Below are 20579 nucleotides of genomic sequence, written 5' to 3'. Positions count from 1 at the left end.
TGAATCGTCGTGGGGGATGATCCAGGTGCGCGCATCGAGGACTACGCGCTGCTGAGCAACTGTCGAACGGCTGCGTTGGTCTCCTCCGGGGGGAGCATCGACTGGCTGTGTCTGCCGCGACTCGACTCGGCCTCGACGTTCGGAGCACTGCTCGGCGATGAGTCGCACGGGCGGTGGCTGCTCCGTCCGACCGATCCGGATGCGGTGAGCACCCGGCGCTACGACGATGAGACCTTCGTGCTCGTCACCCGCTGGGAGAGCGCGGACGCCGTGGCCGAGGTGCACGACCTCATGCCGATCGGCCTCGATCCGAACGCGACGATCCGCCGCACCGACCTGATCCGCCGGGTGGTCGGCATCAGCGGATCGATGACGTTCGAGCAGAGGCTGAGCATCCGCTTCGACTACGCGAGGGTGATGCCGTGGGTGCGTCAGGTCGGGTCGGAGGGGGAACCGTGCCTGGTCGCGATGGGAGGACCGGATGCCGTCGCCCTTCGTGGCGCGCCCCTGACGGCGATCGATCATCAGCATCGCGGTGAGGTCGCGGTGGAGGCCGGTGACGTACGGGATCTGCAGCTGACCTGGTTCCGCTCGCATCTCGAGCTCCCGCCGACGCTGGACGTGCAGCACGAGATCGAGACCACGAAGGCGTGGTGGCAGGACTGGGCCGACCGGATCTCGCACGACGGCCCGCACCGGGACGAGGTGGTCAGGTCGCTCCTGATCCTGCGCGCACTGACCAACCACGAGACCGGGGGCATCGCGGCGGCGGCCACCATGGCGCTTCCGGAGGAGATCGGGGGCGTGCGCAACTGGGACTACCGCTATGTCTGGTTGCGCGATGCCGCCCTCACCCTCGAGGCGCTGCTCGCCCACGGGTTCCTCGGCGTGGCCGGGCAGTGGCGGGAGTGGTTGTTGCGAGCGGTCGCAGGGGATCCTTCCGACCTCCAGATCATGTACGGACCCGCAGGAGAGCGGGATCTCCCCGAGCGGGTGCTGTCGGAGTTCCCCGGCTATGAGGGGTCGTCGCCGGTGCGGATCGGCAACGGTGCGGCGGAGCAGTATCAGGCGGATGTCGTCGGCGAGGTGCTCGTGACGCTCTCGGCTGCGCGGGCGGCAGGGCTCGACGAGTCTGACTTCTCGTGGCCGCTGGAGCGGACCCTGGTGCGATTCGCCTCGGAGCAGATCGAGCGCCCCGACCAGGGGCTGTGGGAGATCCGCGGCGAGCCGCAGCTCTTCACCCACTCGCGGGTGATGATGTGGGCGGCGTTCGATCGGGCGGTGCTCGCGGTGGAGGAGTACGGTCTGGAAGGTCCGGTGGAGCGGTGGCGCGGCCTGCGGGATCGGATGCGTGCGGAGATCGACCGCGACGGCGTCGTCGACGGTCACTTCGTGCAGCACTACGGCACGACGGAGGTCGACGCCTCCCTGCTGCTTCTTCCTCAGGTGGGCTATTGCCAGCCGGACGACCCGCGGATGCTGGCGACGGTCGACCGCATCGAGCAGACGCTGATGCCGGACGGGCTCGTGCGCCGCTATCGCACCGGGACGGGTGTGGACGGGCTCGCGGGGTCTGAGGGTGCCTTCCTCGCGTGCTCGTTCTGGCTGGTCGAGCAGTATGCCGTGACCGGCAGGTTCGACGAGGCCCACGCCCTCATGGACAGGCTGTGCGCTCTGGCGAACGACGTGGGGATGCTCTCTGAGGAGTACGACCCGGTTTCTGCGCGGCAGCTCGGCAACACCCCGCAGGCCTTCTCGCACCTCGCGCTGGTGCGTGCCGCCGATGCCCTGGCCCGAGCAGAGCCTCAGCCGCGCTGAGGAGCCGGACGCCGCAGTGTTCTGAGTCTGGCCGCGGCGAGGGCGTGAAGCGGGCCCGTCGTCTTACGCGGAACGGCCAGGTCCGTCTGCGGGTGGCCCTGCGCTGGTTCCGCTCTGCAGGATCAGGTCGACGTCTTTGGCGAAAGTGGCCCATTTGTCACGTTCGGCGGTGAGGCGACGCATTCCGGCGGGGGTGATCCGGCAGACCAGGCGATCAGGCTTGCGCTCACCCTTCTGCCACGACGACTCGAGCAGCCCTTCGGCTTCGGCAGTGCGCAGCATCGGGTAGAGAGCGCCGTCGACGGGGCGCTGGAAGCCGCTCTGTTCCATCAGCTGCTTGATCCGGTAGCCGTGACTGCCGCCTTCGGCCGCGATGATCGCGAGGGCCACGGGCAGCAGGACGCTACGCGACCACAAGACGACGCTGTCATCACTCACGGCTCTCACAATAGACCGATATATCGGTTGTCCGGATGATTGTGTCGAACCCACCCGCCGGGTGAGGCTACTCCGCGAGCTCGTCTGCGTAGGAGGAGACGGAGCGGCTGTAGAGGGGGAGGGTCGGCGCGAGTGCTTTCAGCGCGACGCGCAGCGCTTCGCCGGGGCGTCCAGCGTCGTAGAGCGCGAGCGCCAGGAACGCGCGGGCCGCATCGCCGGTGACGGAATCGGCCTCTGCGTCCTGCAGCAACTCGACGGCGGCACCGGCCTCGCCGACGTTGCGGAGCGAACTGGCCAGCTGGATGATCGCCTGAGGACGCCTGTCGCCGGACAGGCCGTCGGCGAGCGCCTTCCGATACAGCGGAACGGCTTCGGCCTCCCGTCCGAGGAAGTCGTGCACCGACGCCCACTCGTAGGTGGCGTCAGGGTCATCGCCGGGGCGTTCATCGACGAGCTGTCGCATCGTCGCGATCGTGAGGTCCGGCTGATCCTCGTCCGCCGTTTCCCAGAAGCGGTCGATACGTGCATCCCAAGTTTCACCCATCGGGCCATCCTGACAGACCGGCATCTGCGGGAGGGGGTGAGGTCGGGGTGAGATCGGCTGCGGCAGACCCGAAAGTCGGTGCGGCTCGAGCGTCGCGTCTTTAGGATGTGGACATGGAGGAACCGGTCAAGAGGCGGGATCCGCTCGTGCAGCGCCGTCGATTCTCGGTCAACGCGGCGCTGGACGACGCCTTCTTCGTGTTCGCAGGGCTCGCAGCGATCTGGCTCGCCTACCTCATCATCACCGAGGCGTTCTCGTGGGGCTGGTGGGCCATCGCGTTCGCGATCGCGTTCTGGCTGATCCTCGCCTACCTCGTGCTGCCGAGGCTGCACTCCATCCTCACCCGCATCTACGTGCCCAGCTACTTCATCGGTCGAGCGCGAACGAGCGATGGGCTGCTCGGCGACCCGGTGAATCTCGCGGTCCTCGGCACCGAGGAGCAACTCACCCGATGCATGGCCGACGCCGGGTGGACGCGGGCCGATGAGGTCACCGCGGCATCGACTCGGCGGATCGTGCTGTCGACCCTGCTGCGACGCAGCTACGACGAGGCTCCCGTCAGTCCGCTCTTCTTGTTCGGTCGCCGTCAGGATCTCGCCTATCAGCAGGAGGTCGCGGGCAACCCGGCGAAGCGGCACCACGTCAGGTTCTGGCGTTGTCCCGAAGGATGGATGCTCCCGGGTGGGCACCGGGTGGACTGGGTGGCCGCAGGCACGTTCGACCGCGCGGTCGGGTTCTCGCTGTTCACGTTGCAGGTGACCCACAAGATCGATGCCGACATCGACATCGAACGCGATCACATCGTCCGCACCCTTCGCGGTGCCGACAGCGGGGTGCGCATCGTCATCATCCGCGACTTCTCGACGGGCTATCACTCACGAAACGGCGGTGGCGACAGCATCCACACCGACGGCGACCTGCCGGTCATCGATCTCCGTCACGTCACCACGGTGCGCTCGGCCGGTGCGGCGGAGGAGCCCGTCGAACAGGCGCCTGTCACGGAGCTGCGAGGCCTGTCGTGAAGCGTCCGCTGGCCACGGGGCTCGGCACTGTGCTGATGTCGCTCCGCGTGATCTGGGGATTCGTCTCGATCCTCATCTACGTGCTGAACTGGGCGGCGATCAGGCAGGAGATCTTCGCCTCGGCTGACGGCGTCCTGATCGTGCCTCAGGACGTCGCCGACATCTTCATCATCATCGGTATCAGCGCGCTCGGCGTCTGGTACCTCTTCTACGGCGTGCTCGCCGGCCTCGTGTTCGCCGGGTCGAACTGGGCCCGCATCGCGGCGATGAGCTTCGCTTCGATCAGCATCATCGCCGTCTTCCTCGACTGGTGGAACGCGGGCATCCAGGTGACGTTCCGGACGTCGCTGGCGAGCGTCGCCCTCGACATCCTCGTTCTGCTCGCCCTGTCCGCGCAGAGCGCGCGAGGCTTCGCCCGGCGAAACGATCCCCGCTTCGCCAGCACCGGGGAACCATACGCATGAGGGGCTCCCGGTGCGGCCCTGCGGTCACGCATCGACGCCCGGGAGAAGTACGGGGCACTCTTCCCGGGCGTCGACTGTTCACGAGGCACTCATGAAGTGCGTGGCGATCCTGGTCAGAGACGGATCACGTTGCTGTCCCACGCGCGCCAGGGGGAGAGACCACTGTTCGAATCGACCGAGACGAAGTTGTTCACGTTGCCGATCTGCGTGCTGCTCGCCTGGACGGTGAGCGATACGGTCTCCGTCGCGCCTGCTGCGATCTGGACCTCGGTGGTGAGCGCGCCGTCGGATCCGACCACGAAGTCGTCACTCGACACGAAAGCGAGCTTCGACGGAAGGGCATCGCTCACGGTGACCGTCTTGGCCTCCGAGGCGTGGTTGGTGAGGATGACGTCGTAGGTGTAGATCTCGCCGCGCTGCACGTAGATGCGACCGTCCGAGACCTTTGCCGTGACGTCCTGGCTGTAATCCTCCGCCTGAGCGGGTGCGGCGAGGAAGATGCCGGCGGCCGCTGCGGCGATAGCTGTCGAGGCGATGATTTTGCGTGAGGTTCGCATGTGTTCTTGCTCCGTTTCGTTCTGAAGGTATGGCATATGCCATACCTTCAGAGGCGGGGCTGAGAGAGGTTCTTCACGCGAAAACCGGTATCTTGCGTTGTTCGCCCGGAACGACGGCTTGACCCTGCGGCCTCACAACCACTTCTTGTACTTGAACACCCCGAACAGCGCGACGGCGAAGGCGGCCATCGCGCCGATGGCCATCGGATATCCGAACGCCCAATGCAGCTCCGGCATCACGTCGAAGTTCATCCCGTAGACCGTGCCGACCAGCGTCGGGGCGAAGATGATCGCGGCCCACGAGGAGATCTTCTTGATCTCGTCGTTCTGCGCGAGCCCGGCCTCGGTCTGACGACGGGCGACCAGGGCGGAGTGCACGGTCAGCGCGTTCTCGAGGATCGCCCGGAACGAGTCGATCTTCTCGTTGACGCGGATCGTGTGGTCGAGCACGTCGCGCAGCGACCGCTGCAGCTCCTCGTCGATGCGGTACTTCTCGGATCCGCGACGCAGCCACTCCAGCATCCCGTTCAGCGGATGCACGGCGCGCTGGAAGTTGATGACCTCGCGGGAGAGCTCGTAGATGCGACGGGAGAGGGCGTCATCGTCATCGCCGTCGCCGAAGAGCTGGTCCTCGATCTCGTCGATGTCGTTCAAAAGCCCTGCGACGATCGGCTCGTACCCGTCGACGACCTCATCGAGGATCGCGTAGAGCACGGCCTCGGGGCCCATCGCGAGCAGGGCGGGGTTCGCCTCCATGCGGGCGCGCACGGCGGCGAGGTTCGGCGACTCGGCATGCCGGATCGTCACCACGAAGTCGGGGCCGACGAACAGGTGCAGCTCGCCGAACTCGATCGACTCCTGCTCGTCGCGGTAGCGCGCAGGGCGCAGCACCGCGAACAGCGTGTCGCCGTAGCGCTCCACCTTCGAGCGCTGGTGACCGGAGAGAGCGTCCTCGACGGCGAGCGGATGCAGGTCGAACTCGCGAGCGACCGACGCCACTTCCTCGGGGCTGGGTCGGTACAGGCCGATCCAGGCGATGCCGCCGGCAGCATCCAGCATCCGGTAGGTCTCGTCCAGGTTCTTCGGGGTCTCCACGCGACGTCCGTGGACGTACACGCCGTTGTCGATGAGGGCCATGATGCGGCTCCGTTCTCGCAGTGCACGGCAGCAGAGAGCTCCGTGCGCGGATTCGTCAGGGGGCGGATGACGCCGCCGACGGCTGCGGAGAAGGACGTGCGAAAGCGGACCGGAAGGTCAACGAGCTAGCGCAGGGAGTCGCGACGCAGCGAGGGCGGCGTCGTAACTATCATCGGACATCGCCATCACCGCCTTTCGGGACTCTTCGGGGTCTGATGACCCAACGCGTCAGTATACGCCCTTCGCCTGACGGCGAGTGACCGAGGTTGAGGCCTCAGCGCGAGCGATATTCTTCACTTCACCTTCTAGGGGTAGAAGGTTACCTTCACGTATCATCGTGACCGCACCGGAGGTCCGAGGCATCAGCGATGCCTCTCATCCGCGTCGTCGTGCCAGGCCCGACCTGAGCGCCACCCCGACCTCCCGGTTTCGAGCGATGCACACCCGCAACGGAGGAGAATCCATGTTCACTGCCCACGGCCGTCCGCGCTCTCGCGGATTATGGGGCGGCATCGCCGCGGTGTTGATGGTCTCGGCAGGTCTCGTCGGAGTCTCTGCCGCGAATGCGCCATCGGCCCAGGCGGCATCGAATCTGCAGTGCACGGGTTCCACGGTCTACGCGACCAGTCAGGGCACCGGTGACGGTGACCTCTGGCAGATCGATTCGGAGACCGGCACCGCCACCAAAGCCGTCGATCTCCCTGGCGGCGACGTCGTCAACCAGGTCGGCATCGCGCCGGGTGGGGGGAACCTCTTCTTCACCAAAGCCGGTGAGGTGTACAACTACACGATGTCGAGTGACTCCTTCGTCTCGACCCCCGCGCAGGTGCTCACCGGCTACAGCAGCGTCGGCGGAGCGGTGAACCCGACCAACGGCCTCTACTACTACGGCGGGCTCGGGCTCGGCGGCACGAGCTATCAGATCGCCGTCTACGACCCCGCGACGAACACGAACCTGGGCGTCGCCGCGACCATCCAGCTTCCCGACGGCGTCGCGCTCGCGAACAGCGACTTCGCCTTCGACACCCTCGGGCAGATGTACATCGTGGGAAGCGCCTCCGACGGAGGCCGACTGCTCCGCGTCGATGGCACGATCCCCGGAACCGGCGCCAACTCCTCGTTCACCTCGTCTCTGCTCACCGCGATCGATCCTGTCGCCGGGGTGTCGTACGCGGCCGTCGCCTTCAGCGGAACAGGCGAGCTGTACGTCGGTGGCGGGTCGGGGCCGATTCTTCGCATCAACGCGACCACGGGTGCGCTCGTCGGGAACGTTCCGGTCACCGGCATCGCGGGCTCGCTGGTGTCGGACTTCGCGACCTGCGGAGCACCGCCGACCCTGACGGTGCTCAAGAACGTCGCCGGCCGGGTGCAGCCCACCGACCAGTTCGCCCTGTCGATCACCGGTGGCGGCATCGTTCCGGGCGCCGGGACCACCGGCATCACCGAGGGCACCGATCTCGGACTCCAGACGCAGTCTCCGGCCGAGCGGGCAGGCTCCGTGATCGTGCAGCCCGGCGTCACCTACGACTTCGCCGAGGCGGCTGCAGGGACGACCGATCTCGCAGGCTATGCCGCCCGGTGGGAGTGCTCCGACGCGGCCGGGGCGCAGGGTGCGAAGATCAGCTCCGGCACCGGGCCTTCCGGGAGCATCACGATTCCGCAGGTCGCCGGCATCGCCGTCATCTGCACCGTGTTCAACGATCCCCTCGTTCCGGGGATGACCCTCGACAAGCGGGTCACGGGAGTCGTCGACGTCAACGGCAACGGGTACAGCGACGTCGGAGATCAGATCAACTGGGAGTTCCAGCTCACGAACACCGGCAACACGAACCTCACCGGTCTCGCGATCGATGACGACAAGCTCACCGCGGCAGGTATCGGCGTCACCTGTGCTCCCGACGCCCTGGCGCCCTCGGAGTTGGTCGTGTGCAAGGCCGACAAGCCCTACGCGATCACCGCGGCAGACCTCGCCGCCGGACAGGTGGTCAACACCGCGACCGGAACCGGTATCCCGCCGGGGAAGCCTCCGGTGGTCACTCCCCCCGACAAGACGGAGACCCCGGTCGGCGGGTACACGGTGGTCAAGAAGTCAGACCCCGCATCGGGCAGTGCGGTAGCGGCAGGGTCTGTCATCACCTACACGCTGACCGTGACCCAGCAGGGGCTGGCAGCCGTGCCGGGCGCGCTCCTCGACGACGACCTCACCGAGGTGCTGGATGACGCCGCGTACAACGACGACCTCGTGGCGTCGTCCGGCACCGCTTCGATCGACGATGCCACCGGAATGCTGGCGTGGCGGGGCGACCTGGCCGTGGGTGACGTGGTGACCATCACCTACTCGGTCACCGTCGGCACCGGTGGCGACGGCGTGCTCGTCAATACCGTGACGAGCCCTGGCTGCACCACGGAGTGCAGCACCACGCACGACCGGCGTCCGCCGCCGCCCGCAGGTCTCGCGATCACGGGAGGCGACATCGCGGTCGGGGGTCTCGTGGGTGCGGTTCTGGTCATCGCAGTCGGGGTGGGTCTGTTCGTCCGCGGACGACGCCGTGAGGGCTTCGACGCGAACTGACGCGACCGGAAAGGGAACGGTCGGTCGGCTGAGTGCCGACCGGCCGTTCCGTCGATCCGTGGCCGCTGACGTCAGCCGCCACGGAGTCGCGCCAACCGTATGACGAGCGCCGCGACTCCGAGGCCAGGCATTGATGTTCGTCTTATGGAAGTATTCCGCAACGTGCGGAACTGTACAATTTCCCGAACGCACGATATCTTCGAGGGGCGCTGCCAGTTCGACTTTCGCAGCGGGCAATAGCTGCTGAAGTTCAAGGGAAGGGCGCCATGACAGTTCCTGCTTCGGATATTCAGGTGCTCCGCACGGTGGTCGAGTTGATTCGCGAGAGGATTCCGCCTGGGTGGGCGCTGGCGTCCTCTTCTCTTGGCAGCAATCCACGTTCACCCGCGGATGCAGAGTTCGCCTTGTCTGCTCCGGATGGGCGGCGGGTAAAAATCGTGATCGAGGTGAAGTCCGGCGCTCCTACGGGACGTCAAGCGGCAGGCATTGCGCAGAAGCTTCGGGAGCGTGCCGCTGCGGAGGAGGCGGTCCCGTTGCTGCTCGCGCGTTACCTCGCGCCGCAGGTGAGGGAGGAAATCGAAAGGATCGGGGTCTCTTACGCCGATGCGACGGGCAACATCATGGTCTCGGCCATCGAGCCGGGGTTCTTCCTCTCCGACCGAGGAGGCGACCGCGATCCGTCACGAAGCCCTGGGCGACCTCGGGGGACACTCAAGGGTGATCCTGCAGCGCGGGTGGTGCGGGCTCTGCTCGACTACTCGCGTTCTTGGAAGGTCCGGGATCTCATCGCAGAATCCGGTGCCTCAACCGGTGCCACTTATCGGGTACTTGAGTATCTCGATCGTGAAGGGCTCGCCGATCGCGAAGAAGGTCTCTGGACGATTCCGTCATGGGAGCGGTTGCTCCGTGCGTGGGCTGACGACTACAACTTCCTGACCGAGAACAGCGTGACGCGCTATATAGATCCCCGGGGAGTCGAGCACTTCCAAGCGTCCCTTCAAGTCGGAAGTGAGCCATACGCCGTGACTGGTGCCGCAGCATCGCGTGCGTGGACGAGTGTCGCACCTGTTCGGTCGATCTTCGTGTACGTCCTGGATGCCGGGCATGAGTCGAAGCGGTGGGGCATACGTCCGACCGATACCGGGGCGAACGTCGTGTTGTTGGAACCACGTTCGACGAAGGCGGTCGCATTCGAACGCGCGGGGACCCTCGCGGAGGGCATCTGGCGTGTTGCGCCGGCGCAAGTCGCAACGGACCTTCTGAATGGCCCCGGGCGGGACGCTCAGGAGGCAGAAGAGCTGATCCGCTGGATGCGGGTCAACGAGAATGCATGGCGGTTGGTGTGAACCCAGAGGTCGTGCGTGCGCGAAGGGCACTGCTGGACGCGCTCAGTGCACTGGGCCGACACCGAGGTGCAACGGTTCTCGTTGGTGCGCAGGCCATCTACCTGCGGACGGGGCGCGCGGCGGTGGCGCTTGCGGAGTTCACCACGGATGCCGACCTGGCGATCGATCCCAGGAGACTGCGGCCGGATCCACGTCTCGAAGAAGCGCTCACCGCTGCAGGATTCGTACGCGACCCTCGCAATCCGAATCCCGGAGCTTGGGTGTCGGCGGATGGCACCCCTGTCGACTTGATGGTTCCTGATGCTGTGGCGGGTGCTGGGCGCCGCGGAGTCACGGTCCCACCGCACGACCGCCGCGCCATGCGCAGGACGGTGGGCCTTGAAGCGGCTCTGGTGGACAACTCCGTGATGGCTGTCGAGGCGTTCGAGGATGGGGACGATCGGGCTGTCGAAGTCCGTGTTGCGGGAAATGCTGCTTTGATCGTCGCCAAGCTACACAAGATCGAGGAGCGTCGTCTTGACCCCAGGAGGCGGCAAGACAAGGACGCTCACGATATCTATAGAATCCTGGTGTCGACGTCGGCTGAAGAGCTGAAGGCCGACCTGCAAAATCTGCTCGCTCAGAATCTAAGTCGTCCGACCACAGAGCGTGCGCTTGTGCTACTGAACGATCTCTTCGTCGGTGGGCCGGATTCGCCGGGAGCCGAGATGGCGGGGCGCGCTGAGGTGGGGATCGGTGATCCTGCTCAGACTTCTCTGGCGGCGAGCATCCTTGCCCAAGATCTCGCATCTTCCTTGTACAGCTGACGGGGCCGAGCGGCCCAGCCAGGAGTCAGTCGAGCGCGACGGCCTCGCCGCCGCGGGATGCGGAGGCCTGCGCGGCCTTGGCGATCTCGACCGTGCGGATGCCCACGCCGGCGTCGGGCTGGGGTTGCCGGCCCTCGCGCAGGGCGCGGATGAACTCGTCGAGCAGCAGGGCGTCGAGGTCGGCGCCGACCGGACTCCACGTCTCCCCCTGCGCATCGTGCCCGGCGACGCCCTTGGCGAAGGGGCTGACCGTGACCGTCCCGCGCTCGGCGACGACCTGCAGCGTGAGCCCACCCCAGGTGGCCGAGCTCATCGGCCAGCTCCAGGAGCAGTCGATCGTGGCGATGACACCGCTCGGGTACTGGATCGTGACGAGTCCGCCGGTCTCGACCTCGAGCTCTCGCTGCGCGTGCAGGATGCTGTTCGACACCGCGCGCACGGACCGGGCCCGCTCGCCCAGCAACTCGTCGAGCAGGTCGGCGCAGTGCACGACATGGTCGACGAGTGCGCCGCCCCCGGCCAGCTCCGGATCGGTGAACCACGCCCGGTCCTGAGGGAGCTTTCCGTTGTTGATGCCGGTGACGCCGAGGATCTTCCCGAGGCGGCCGCTGCGCAGCTCGGCGATGGCGTCGCGAACACTCGGGGCGAAGCGCACCGGGTAGGCGACCATCAGGATCACGCCGGCCCGCTCACAGGCCTCGCGCATCGCGATCGCGTCCTCCACCGAGGTGGCAAGCGGCTTCTCGCAGAGCACGTGCACCCCGGCCGCGGCTGCACGTTCGACGAGGGCGCGGTGCCGGGAGTTCTCGGCGGCGATGACGACGGCATCCGGGCTCCAGGCGAAGGCCTCGTCGTAGCTGTCGACGTAGGCGACACCGAGCTCGGTGGCCAGCGCGGCGCCACGAGGGGCATCGTCGGGAGCCGTGGCACCGTCGGGGTCGGCGGCGATCAGCTCGACCCCGGGCATCTCCTTCAGCGCGTGCACGTAGCTGAGGGCATGCGTGTGCGCGAACGACAGCACGGCGATCCGCAGCGGGGTGGGAGTGGTCATCGGGCAGCCTCCTCGGCCTCGGAGGCGGAGCGTTCAGGGGAGCGGTCGGACAGCGTGACCGGAGCGCCGGCGGCGATCGAGGCGTACGCGGCCTCGGCCACGGCGACGGCCTCGATGCCGTCCGCAGGGCTGACCCTGGCCTCACGGCCTTCGCGCAGCGCGGCGACGAAGTCGGCGATCTCGGCGTAGTACGGGCTCTCCTGCGGCGACATCGGCGGCAGGTAGTCGGTGGCGCCCTCGGGGGCCACCGCGTCGGTGCGCAGCGCGTTGTCGTCGGCGCTGTCGTAGCGCAGTCGCCCCTCGGAGCCGGCGACCTCGACGCTCGTGCGGAAGGGCATGCCCGGTGCGACCCAGCTGCCGTGGATGTGGCTGATGACGCCGTTGCGGTGGGTGAGCACGACGTGTGAGGTGACGGGCGCGGGCACCCTGTCATCGACGGTCGGCGGGTTCTGCACCGCGAAGACGGTCGCGACGGGGCCGGCGAACCACACCGCCTGGTCGATGTCGTGGATCATCAGGTCGCGAATCACTCCGCCGCCCGTGCTCTCCGTGAAGAACCAGGGCGCCTGGGGTGCGGACCCTGCCCGGCTGAACCTCTGCACCGCGAGGGTGCCGATGCGGCCGGCATCGATGCCCGCCTTGATCTGCGCGTACTCGCCCATGTAGCGCACGACATGGGCCGGGAAGAGCCGAACGCCGGCGGCTTCTGCGGCCCGCGCGACGGTGGTGGCGGCTTCGGCCGTGGCCGCGAGCGGCTTCTCGCAGATCACGTCGCAGCCTCCGGCGATGGCCCGCAGTGCGAAGTCGGCATGGGTACTGCTCGGGGTGACGATGTCGACGATATCGACCAGTCCGATGAGCGTGTCGACGTCGTCGACGAGCTCGAACCCGTACTCGTCGGCGATCTCCTCCGCCCCCACGAGCGAGGTGACATAGCCCTCGGCGCCCAGCGCCCGCCAGGCATCGGCGTGCACGCGCGAGATGCCGCCGGCGCCGATGAGTCCGACCTTCAACGTGCTCACTGCTTCTCCTCGATGTTCTCGACGGTCGTGTCGTCGGTCCCGGCCGGTTCGTGCGGCAGGGGGGTGATGGGCGGTGCCGGCATGTCTTCGATGCCGTAGATCTCGGCGGCGTGCCGGTGGAATGCGTGCACGACCGCGCCGTGGGCGGCAGCTTCGGCGCCCAGTCGTGCTTCGGCGATCGGCACCTGGAACGGCAGCCCGAGGTGGCCGGGCAGGGCGGCCCGCAGCGGATCGAGCAGCTGCTCGTGGGCTGCGGAGAGTCCGCCGCCGATCACGATCATGGCCGGGTCGACGGTCATGGTCAGGGTGGCGATGCCGTGGGCGAGCTCGTCGATGAAGCCGTCGAGTTCCTGCTGCGCGGCCGTGTCTCCGCCGCGGGCGAGGGTGAACACCTCGGCGGCGGTCGGGGCCGTGCGCCACGAGATCTGCCCGGTCTCGGTGTTCAGCCCGCGGAAGGCGAGGCGGCCGATGTCGCCGGCGGCGTTGTGGATGCCGCGGCGAGGGCGTCCGCCGAGGATGAGACCCATCGCGATGCGGTTGCCGACCGAGAGGTAGATCACGTCGTCGACGAGCTGCGCGACTCCGAGATGGTGTTCCGCGACGGCGGCCAGACGCACTCCGTTGTCGACCGCGACGGGGCAGCCGAACGCGTGCCGCAGCTGCGAGCCGATGTCGATGCCCGACCACTCGGGGATCACGACCGAGGTGGTCACGCGCCCGGCGTCGTCGACGATGCCGGGGAGAGAGACGCCGACCGCCCGCACCTTCGAGGCGGGGATCGAGACGGCGGAGAGCGTGCGGCGCACATCGTCGATCACGGCGGCGAGCTTCGAGGCTCCGTCCGGCTGCTCGGCGACTCCGGAGTAGCTGCGCTGCGCGATCACGAGACCTGCGAGGTCGGCCAGCACGACACGGACGCTCGCGACGCCGATGTCGACACCGACCACGGTCCCGGCAGCGGCGTGGAACGAGTAACGGCGGGCGGGGCGTCCGGCACCGCCGCCGTTGTGCACAGGGGCATCGACGATCAGGCCGGAGTCGGCCAGCACCGTCACGGCGTTCTCGACCGAGGTGCGCGAGATCTCGAGCGACCGTGAGAGGTCGTTCACGGTCGCAGGCCCGGCGTCGCGCAGCTGCAGAGCAGATCGCGCAACGATCGAGAGCGGACTGGTCACGACCATGTGCGGGTCCCTTCTTCTTCTCCGTCGCCGGGTGCGATCAAATTAGCACACCCAATTCTCAGATCAAGCTTTGTTGTTCTCGAACGAGAAACACGGCTGAAACACGGGTCTGAGAACTTGTACTTGACGAATTATCCCATTGCAGTGTCATAATGAACCGTACTCAGCACGGTATAAGCAAAGGAGCACCATGCGCGTCAGCAAGATCACCGGCGTCGTCGCGGGAATCGCGGCCGCCACCCTGTTGGCCGGATGTTCGGCCGGCGGAGGCAACACCGCAGAGGGCGAGCAGGACATCACCGTCTGGCTCTACCCGGTCATCGCCGATGAGGCGGTGCACAAGGACTTCTGGGACTCGACGATCGCCGACTTCGAGAAGCAGAACGAGAACATCAACGTCAAGTACGAGATCTTCCCGTGGGCGAACCGCGACGAGGCACTCCAGACCGCGATCGCGGCCGGCAAGGGCCCCGACGTCGTCTACCTGATCCCCGACCAGCTCGCGGCGTACCAGAAGTCGATCGCGCCGCTCAACGATCTGCTGAGCGAGGAGCGCCAGGGCGACCTGCTGCCGAACGTGAAGAAGTCGGTCACGCTCGACGGCGACATCCTCGGCGCACCGATCCTCACCAGTGCCCAGCCCCTCATCTGCAACGCCGCAGCCTTCGAAGCCGCAGGCGTCACCGAGTACCCCGAGACCTGGGATGACATCAAGGAGATGGCCCCCAAGTTCACGGAGAAGGGCATGTACGCCCTGAACTACCCGGCATCGGCCGAGAACACCCTCAACCTCACCTACTACCCGCTGCTGTGGCAGGCCGGTGGCGAGGTCTACACGAAGGACGGCGACGTCGGCTTCGACAGCAAGGCCGGCGAGCAGGCGCTCACCTTCCTCACCGACCTGGCCGACGCCGGCGCCCTCGACCCCGAGGCGCTCACCACGAACGTGCCGCTCGAGCAGACCGCCATCGCGCAGGGCAAGGTCGGCTGCACCTGGAACAACGCGGTCCCCGAGGTCTTGCCCTTCTGGGGCGAGGAGAACGTCAAGGTCCTCGCACCGCTGACCGACAAGGAGACGGTGGCCTACGGCACGGTCGGCTCGCTCTCGGTGCTCAAGGGCTCCAAGGCGCAGGATGCCGCGGCGAAGTTCGCCGAGTTCGCGACCGGCGCCGACGTGGTCGAGCCGTACCTGAAGGCCGCCGGCTTCTTCTCGGCGCTCAGCACCACCGAGCCGCTGTACGCGGATGACCCGCTGCTCGGCGAGGTCGAGAAGTACGTTCCCGACACCACGGTGGGCGAACTCAACGCCTCGTCGCGTGCGCTGATGGGCGTGCTCGCGCCGGAGATCCAGGCCGCACTCCTCGGAGACAAGTCTCCGGAGGACGCGCTGAAGGATGCCGCGACAGCTGCGGCACCGCTCATCAAGAAGTAGCTGATCGAGAAGTAGCAGGATCGGGGGCGTGCGGAGCCCGAACTCCGCACGCCCCTTCCACCCCTTCACTCCACCCACGTGAGGTACCACTGATGACCACGGCAACCACGGCGAAGAGGCCCGCAGGGCGGGTCACGCGGGTGCTCGCACGACGTGAGGCGCGGATCGCCTTCCTGTTCGTGCTTCCCGCCTTCCTCCTGTTCATCGCCTTCCGCTTCGGCCCGAGCATCGTGGGCGTCGCGCTGAGCTTCTTCGACTACGACATCACCGGTGAGATCTCCTGGCGGGGTCTCGACCACTTCCAGCGCATGGTCGCCGACCCGCTGTTCTGGCGGGCGATGGGCACCACCCTCATCTACACGGTGTTCGCCGTGCCGATCGCGCTCGTGCTCTCCACCGTGATGGCCCTCGGTGTGCGCCGGGCCTTCCGGGGCGCACGCTTCTTCCGCTCGATCTTCTTCCTCCCCGTCATCACCTCGCTCGTGCTGGCCGGCTCGATCTTCGTCTGGATCTTCTCCGCGAACGGACCCTGGTCGGCGCTGATGACGCCACTCGGTCTCGGTGGATCCTGGCTCGGCAGCACCGTCCTCGTGATCCCCGCGATCATCGTCGTCGGCGTCTGGTCGCGATTCGGCTACGGGATGATGATCCTCATCGCCGCCCTGCAAGACGTACCGCGCGAGCTCGAGGAGGCGGCGCTGATGGACGGCGCCAACGCCTGGCAGCGCTTCCGGTACATCATCCTCCCGGTGCTGCGGCCGACCTTCTTCTTCCTCGCGGTGATCGAGACGACCGCCGCGTTCCAGGTCTTCGACGTCATCTACGTGATGACCCAGGGCGGGCCTGCGAACGCCAGCTACTCGCTCGTCTACATGCTCTACGACCAGGGCTTCCGCTACTTCGACTACGGCTACGCGGCCGCCATCGGTGTGGCCCTGTTCATCATGACCCTCGTCGTCGCGCTCATCCAGCGCCTGGTGATCGGAAAGCAGAAATGACCGCTCTGTTGCAGCCTCCGACCCAGACGCCGGCGACGCCGCCGAAGATGTCGACCAAGCAGCGTCGTGCCTACCGCGCGCTTCAGCCCACCGGCTGGGGGGTCGTCGGCCGGTGGATCTGGCTGAGCCTGGCCGGCATCCTCAGCTTCTTCCCCTTCTACGCGATGGTCGTGCTGAGCCTCAAGCCCGGCATGGTCGTCGAGCTCCCGGGTTCCCTGCTCCCCTTCCAGGACATCTCGTTCGACGCCTACGAGCAGGTGCTCGCCGGACAGAACATCCTCGGCTGGCTCGGCAACACCCTCATCTACTCGCTCGTCTCGGTCGTCGCGGTGCTGTTCCTCTCCGCGCTCGCCGGCTACGCCATCGCCAAGAAGCGCTTCCGTGGCAAAGAGGTGATGTTCTGGTCGTTCCTCGCGATGGTGATGGTGCCGTTCCACGTCACCCTCATCCCGACGTTCATCCTGATGGCGAACCTCGGCGGCGTCGACACCTATTGGGGCCTGATCCTGCCGTCGCTGGCGAACGCGCAGGCCGTGTTCCTCATGCGCCAGTTCATCTCGGGCCTCCCGGACGAACTGTTCGAGGCCGCCCGCATCGACGGAGCAGGGGAGTTCCGCATCTTCCTGCGGATCGTGCTGCCGCTGTGCAAGCCGATCCTGGCGACGCTGGGCATCTTCGTCTTCCTGTGGCACTGGAACGACTTCCTGTGGCCGCTCATCATCGCGAAGTCCAATGCGATGTTCACACTCACCGTCGGCATCTCGTCGCTGCAGCAGCAGAACGTCCCGCTGAGCACCATGCTCGCCGGATCCGTCGTGGCGCTGCTGCCCATCTTCCTCGCGTACCTCATCGCTCAGCGGTACGTGCAGGAGGGCGTGGCCGGTACGGGTATCAAGGGCTGAGAAGAAGGGAAAGCACGACATGACTCAGCACAGTTTCGCTTCGGAAGCCGATCTCGAGGAGGCGCTCGCGACACCGAGCGCCGGCCTGATCGACGACCTCGCGCGCGGGGCGGGCGACCTCGTGATCCTCGGTGCGGGCGGCAAGATGGGCCCGACGCTCGCGATGCTCGCCCGCCGCGGAATGGACGCCGCCGGGCGCAAGGACGATGCGGTCTACGCCGTCTCCCGGTTCGGCGACGCCGCGATCCGCGAGCGTCTGGAGGCCGCGGGCGTGAAGGTCGTCTCGTTCGACCTGATCGAGAACGACGACTTCGCATCGCTGCCTGATGCTCCGAACGTGGTGTTCATGGCCGGCGCGAAGTTCGGCGCTGCGACCAACGCCTCCTGGGCGTGGGAGGTCAATGCCGCCCTGCCCGATCGCGTCGCCCGCCGCTACCGCGACAGCGCGATCTCGGTGCTGTCGACCGGCAACGTCTACCCCTTCCTGCCGGCGTCGTCCGGCGGAGCATCCGAAGAGGTGCAGCCCGCGCCGATCGGCGAATACGCGCAGTCGTGCCTCGGACGCGAGCGGGTGTTCGAGTTCGGCGCCCAGGAGCGCGGCACCAAGGTCGCCATCATCCGCCTGAACTACGCGGTCGACCTGCGTTACGGCGTGCTCGCCGACATCGGCAGCGCCGTGCACGCGGGGCAGCCCGTCTCGGTCGCCACCGCCAACGTCAACGTGATCTGGCAGGGCTACGCGAACGAGGTGGTGCTCCGCAGCCTCGTGCATGCCTCGACCGCCCCGTTCACGATCAACCTCACCGGCCCCGAGCTGCTGAGCGTCGAATCGATCGCCCGCCGCTTCGGCACCCTGTTCGACCGCGAGGTCGAGATCGTCGACGAGCCGCAGCCCACCGCGCTGCTCAGCGATGCACGTCGCTGCATGGCGCTGTTCGGCTACCCGTCCGTCTCGGCCGAGACCCTGATCGGCATGCAGGCCGGCTGGATCGAGAAGGGCCTCCCGATGATCGCCAAGCCGACCAAGTGGGCCGTGCGGGACGGGAAGTTCTGATGGCGGTTCCCACCCTGCGACCGGAGGCCGCAGCCACCCTCGCCCGCGGGGCCGTGATCCCGGCGCACCCGCTCGCGCTGACCGCAGAGCGGCGGATCGACGAACGCCGCCAGCGCGCCCTCACCCGGTATTACCTCGACGCGGGCGCCGGGGGCATCGCCGTCGGGGTGCACACCACCCAGTTCGAGATACGCGACCCCGAGCACGCTCTGTTCGAGCCTGTGCTCGCGCTCGCCGCGGAGGAGCTGGATGCCCGCGCGGATGCCGACGTGGTGCGCATCGCCGGCGTGGCCGGTGGCACGGCCCAGGCGGTCGCCGAGGCCGAGCTCGCCCGCGACCTCGGCTACGACGCCGTGCTGGTGAGTCCTCGTGTCGCCGGAGCCGACGAGCGCGCCCTGCTCGAACGCGCCCGTGCCGTGGGTGAGGTGCTGCCGGTGGTCGGCTTCTACCTGCAGACCGCGATCGGCGGACCCGTGCTCGACCGGGACTTCTGGCGCGAGTTCGCCTCGATCCCGGCCGTCGTGGCGGTCAAGGCCGCACCCTTCGACCGCTACCGCACGCTCGAGCTGGTGCGCGGGGTCGCCGCCTCCGGCCGGGCCGACGAGATCGCGCTCTACACCGGCAACGACGACGCGATCGTGGCCGACCTGCTCTCCGAGTTCCACGTGGAGTCGCCCTCCGGTGCGCGCACGCTGCGCTTCGTCGGAGGGCTGCTCGGCCAGTGGGCCGTCGGCACCCGGGCGGCGGTCTCACTCCTCGAACGCGCGCAGCGGGCGATGGACGGAGACGAAGACGCCTACCGCGAGCTGGGACTCGTCGCCTCTGACATGGTCGACGTGAACCAGGCGGTGTTCGACCCGGGCAACGACTTCGCCGGAGTGATCGCCGGCGTGCACGAGATGCTGCGCCAACAGGGTCTGCTCGACGGCGTCTGGTGCCTCGACCCCGCTGAGGGCCTCTCGCCCGGGCAGGCCGAGGAGATCGAGCGGGTGCGCCACGCGTATCCCGACCTGAACGACGACGCCTTCATCGCCGAGAACCTCGAGGCATGGTTGGCATGAGCGTTGAGGTGAGTGTCGAGGTGAGTGTTGGCATGAGCGCGCCGACCGTGGTCGCGGTCGTCTCGGAGGAGCTCTTCGCGGAGTTCTTCTCGAGCGAGGATGCCGAGCGCCTGCGCGGGGTCGCCGCTCGTCTCGGAGGCTCATTCGTGCGCGTCGATCGGCTCGCGGAGGCGGAGCTCGGCGAAGCCCGCATCGTCATCACGAGCTGGGGTGTCGGCCCCTTCGACACCGCGGTGCTCGCATCGCTGCCGAAGCTCGAACTCATCGCGCACACCGGCGCCACCATCAAGCCCTTCGCGACCGATGAGCTGTTCGATCGTGGTGTCGTCGTGACCCAGGCGGGTGCGGGCATGGCACGGCCGGTCGCGGAAGTATCGCTGACCTTCACGCTCGCGCTGCTGCACCGCGTGCCCGAGATGCACAACGCGCTGCGCGCCGGCGACGGCTGGTACGACGCGGATGCCGTGGGCGTGCAGCGCGAGATCCTCGACACACCCATCGCCGTGATCGGAGCCTCTCGTACCGGCCGGGCATACCTCGAACTGATCCGCGCCCTCGGCGCCGTGCCGCTGCTGGTCGACCCGACGATCGATGCCGCCGCCGCTGCAGCATTGGGGGCCGAGCTTCTGCCGCTCGACGAAGCCCTGACGCGCGCGCAGATCGTCGCCGTGCACGCTCCCACCCTGCCCGAGACCCACCACCTGATCGGTCGCCGCGAGCTCGCCCTCATGCGCGACGGCGCGGGGCTCGTGAACACCGCGCGATCCTGGCTCGTCGACGAGGCCGCGCTGATCGAGGAACTCCAGCGCGGCCGGCTCAGCGCGGCGATCGACGTTTTCGACGAGGAGCCGTTCGGCGTGGACAGCCCGTTCCGGACGCTGCCCGGCGTGCTGGTCACCCCGCACCGGGCGGCGGGCACGAGTCAGGGACGACTGCGTCAGGGGCGGATCGTCGCCGACGAGGTCGAGGCCTTCGCCGCGGGGCGTTCCCTCGCACACACCGTCTCCCGCGACCAGCTGTCTTCGATGGCATGACCGGTACGCCGCTGCGTGTGGCCTTCGCCGGACTCGCGCACTCGCACCCGTACACCGACGCCACCAACGTTCGAGCGCTCGGTGCCGAGGTCGTCGGGGTGCACGATGCGGATGCGGGGGCGGCGGGGGAGTTCGCGGCG

19 protein-coding genes are annotated in these 20579 nt (G+C 67.7%); 12 read left to right on the top strand and 7 right to left on the bottom strand.

The genetic code is table 11. The features are described 5' to 3' along the window. The first annotated feature begins 9 nt into the window (after window positions 1-9). Complete coding sequence (locus CQ040_RS10445; protein WP_105528147.1) at window positions 10-1818, top strand: glycoside hydrolase family 15 protein; 1809 nt, start codon at window positions 10-12, stop codon at window positions 1816-1818. A 63-nt stretch (window positions 1819-1881) separates the two neighbouring features. Here the strand turns inward: CQ040_RS10445 and CQ040_RS10440 are convergent, their stop codons facing one another. Together CQ040_RS10440 and CQ040_RS10435 are read right to left on the bottom strand one after the other, a co-directional pair. Further along, on the bottom strand, window positions 1882-2256 hold the full coding sequence (locus CQ040_RS10440) for a PadR family transcriptional regulator (RefSeq protein WP_181157063.1): 375 nt from the start codon (window positions 2254-2256) through the stop codon (window positions 1882-1884). 67 nt (window positions 2257-2323) lie between these two features. Beyond that, a complete protein-coding gene (locus CQ040_RS10435; protein WP_258131250.1) occupies window positions 2324-2800 on the bottom strand; it encodes a tetratricopeptide repeat protein in 477 nt (158 codons plus the stop codon). Between the two features lie 113 nt (window positions 2801-2913). Here CQ040_RS10435 and CQ040_RS10430 point away from each other — a divergent pair, with 113 nt between their 5' ends. Both CQ040_RS10430 and CQ040_RS10425 read left to right on the top strand, forming a co-directional pair. Continuing rightward, window positions 2914-3822 (top strand): LssY C-terminal domain-containing protein, encoded by a 909-nt coding sequence (locus tag CQ040_RS10430; protein ID WP_105528149.1) that lies wholly within the window; start codon window positions 2914-2916, stop codon window positions 3820-3822. Then, window positions 3819-4286 (top strand): hypothetical protein, encoded by a 468-nt coding sequence (locus CQ040_RS10425; protein ID WP_105528150.1) that lies wholly within the window; start codon window positions 3819-3821, stop codon window positions 4284-4286. Before CQ040_RS10430 ends, CQ040_RS10425 begins: the two co-directional genes overlap by 4 nt. A 113-nt stretch (window positions 4287-4399) precedes the next feature. Here CQ040_RS10425 and CQ040_RS10420 read toward each other — a convergent pair whose 3' ends face one another. Continuing rightward, complete coding sequence (locus tag CQ040_RS10420; protein ID WP_181157065.1) at window positions 4400-4843, bottom strand: DUF11 domain-containing protein; 444 nt, start codon at window positions 4841-4843, stop codon at window positions 4400-4402. A gap of 132 nt (window positions 4844-4975) precedes the next feature. Continuing rightward, a complete protein-coding gene (locus CQ040_RS10415; RefSeq protein WP_105528152.1) occupies window positions 4976-5980 on the bottom strand; it encodes a magnesium and cobalt transport protein CorA in 1005 nt (334 codons plus the stop codon). Window positions 5981-6443: 463 nt separating this feature from the next. On the opposite strand from CQ040_RS10415, the gene CQ040_RS10410 reads away from it, so the two are divergent. The 3 genes from CQ040_RS10410 to CQ040_RS10400 all read left to right on the top strand — a co-directional run bounded on the left by CQ040_RS10410 (window position 6444) and on the right by CQ040_RS10400 (window position 10704). Then, on the top strand, window positions 6444-8552 hold the full coding sequence (locus CQ040_RS10410; RefSeq protein ID WP_105596227.1) for a DUF11 domain-containing protein: 2109 nt from the start codon (window positions 6444-6446) through the stop codon (window positions 8550-8552). A 266-nt stretch (window positions 8553-8818) separates the two neighbouring features. Beyond that, the gene (locus CQ040_RS10405) at window positions 8819-9898 is read left to right on the top strand and encodes a hypothetical protein (RefSeq protein WP_146113949.1); all 1080 of its coding nucleotides are present in this window, start codon (window positions 8819-8821) and stop codon (window positions 9896-9898) included. After that, window positions 9883-10704: a GSU2403 family nucleotidyltransferase fold protein gene (locus CQ040_RS10400; RefSeq protein WP_219844748.1), complete on the top strand. Its 822-nt coding sequence runs from the start codon at window positions 9883-9885 to the stop codon at window positions 10702-10704. Before CQ040_RS10405 ends, CQ040_RS10400 begins: the two co-directional genes overlap by 16 nt. 25 nt (window positions 10705-10729) lie before the next feature. Here CQ040_RS10400 and CQ040_RS10395 read toward each other — a convergent pair whose 3' ends face one another. From CQ040_RS10395 to CQ040_RS10385, 3 genes are read right to left on the bottom strand one after another with little or no spacing between them, the layout of a single operon-like run. Beyond that, window positions 10730-11755: a Gfo/Idh/MocA family protein gene (locus CQ040_RS10395; RefSeq protein ID WP_105528155.1), complete on the bottom strand. Its 1026-nt coding sequence runs from the start codon at window positions 11753-11755 to the stop codon at window positions 10730-10732. Then, window positions 11752-12777 carry a Gfo/Idh/MocA family protein gene (locus tag CQ040_RS10390; protein WP_105528156.1) on the bottom strand — a complete coding sequence of 342 codons (1026 nt, stop codon included), beginning with the start codon at window positions 12775-12777 and terminating at the stop codon, window positions 11752-11754. The genes CQ040_RS10395 and CQ040_RS10390 overlap by 4 nt, the downstream gene beginning before the upstream one ends. Continuing rightward, window positions 12774-13958 carry an ROK family transcriptional regulator gene (locus CQ040_RS10385; RefSeq protein WP_105528157.1) on the bottom strand — a complete coding sequence of 395 codons (1185 nt, stop codon included), beginning with the start codon at window positions 13956-13958 and terminating at the stop codon, window positions 12774-12776. Before CQ040_RS10385 ends, CQ040_RS10390 begins: the two co-directional genes overlap by 4 nt. Before the next feature lie 190 nt (window positions 13959-14148). Here CQ040_RS10385 and CQ040_RS10380 point away from each other — a divergent pair, with 190 nt between their 5' ends. From CQ040_RS10380 to CQ040_RS10355, 6 genes are all read left to right on the top strand, one after another. After that, window positions 14149-15390, top strand: coding sequence for an ABC transporter substrate-binding protein (locus CQ040_RS10380; protein WP_105528158.1), 1242 nt, complete (start codon window positions 14149-14151; stop codon window positions 15388-15390). 92 nt (window positions 15391-15482) lie between these two features. Beyond that, window positions 15483-16388 carry a carbohydrate ABC transporter permease gene (locus tag CQ040_RS10375; protein WP_105528159.1) on the top strand — a complete coding sequence of 302 codons (906 nt, stop codon included), beginning with the start codon at window positions 15483-15485 and terminating at the stop codon, window positions 16386-16388. Beyond that, entirely contained in the window at window positions 16385-17290 is a 906-nt protein-coding gene (locus CQ040_RS10370; protein WP_105528160.1) for a carbohydrate ABC transporter permease, read from the top strand. The genes CQ040_RS10375 and CQ040_RS10370 overlap by 4 nt, the downstream gene beginning before the upstream one ends. Before the next feature lie 19 nt (window positions 17291-17309). After that, on the top strand, window positions 17310-18344 hold the full coding sequence (locus tag CQ040_RS10365; RefSeq protein ID WP_105528161.1) for an NAD(P)-dependent oxidoreductase: 1035 nt from the start codon (window positions 17310-17312) through the stop codon (window positions 18342-18344). After that, window positions 18344-19405 (top strand): dihydrodipicolinate synthase family protein, encoded by a 1062-nt coding sequence (locus CQ040_RS10360; RefSeq protein ID WP_105528162.1) that lies wholly within the window; start codon window positions 18344-18346, stop codon window positions 19403-19405. Before CQ040_RS10365 ends, CQ040_RS10360 begins: the two co-directional genes overlap by 1 nt. Window positions 19406-19437: 32 nt before the next feature. Then, window positions 19438-20439: a hydroxyacid dehydrogenase gene (locus CQ040_RS10355; RefSeq protein ID WP_105528163.1), complete on the top strand. Its 1002-nt coding sequence runs from the start codon at window positions 19438-19440 to the stop codon at window positions 20437-20439. Window positions 20440-20579 lie beyond the last annotated feature (140 nt).

It is taken from the genome of Microbacterium sp. MYb54 (assembly GCF_002979515.1).
GTDB lineage: Bacteria > Actinomycetota > Actinomycetes > Actinomycetales > Microbacteriaceae > Microbacterium.
This window is presented reverse-complemented; position numbering and strand designations above follow the sequence as displayed.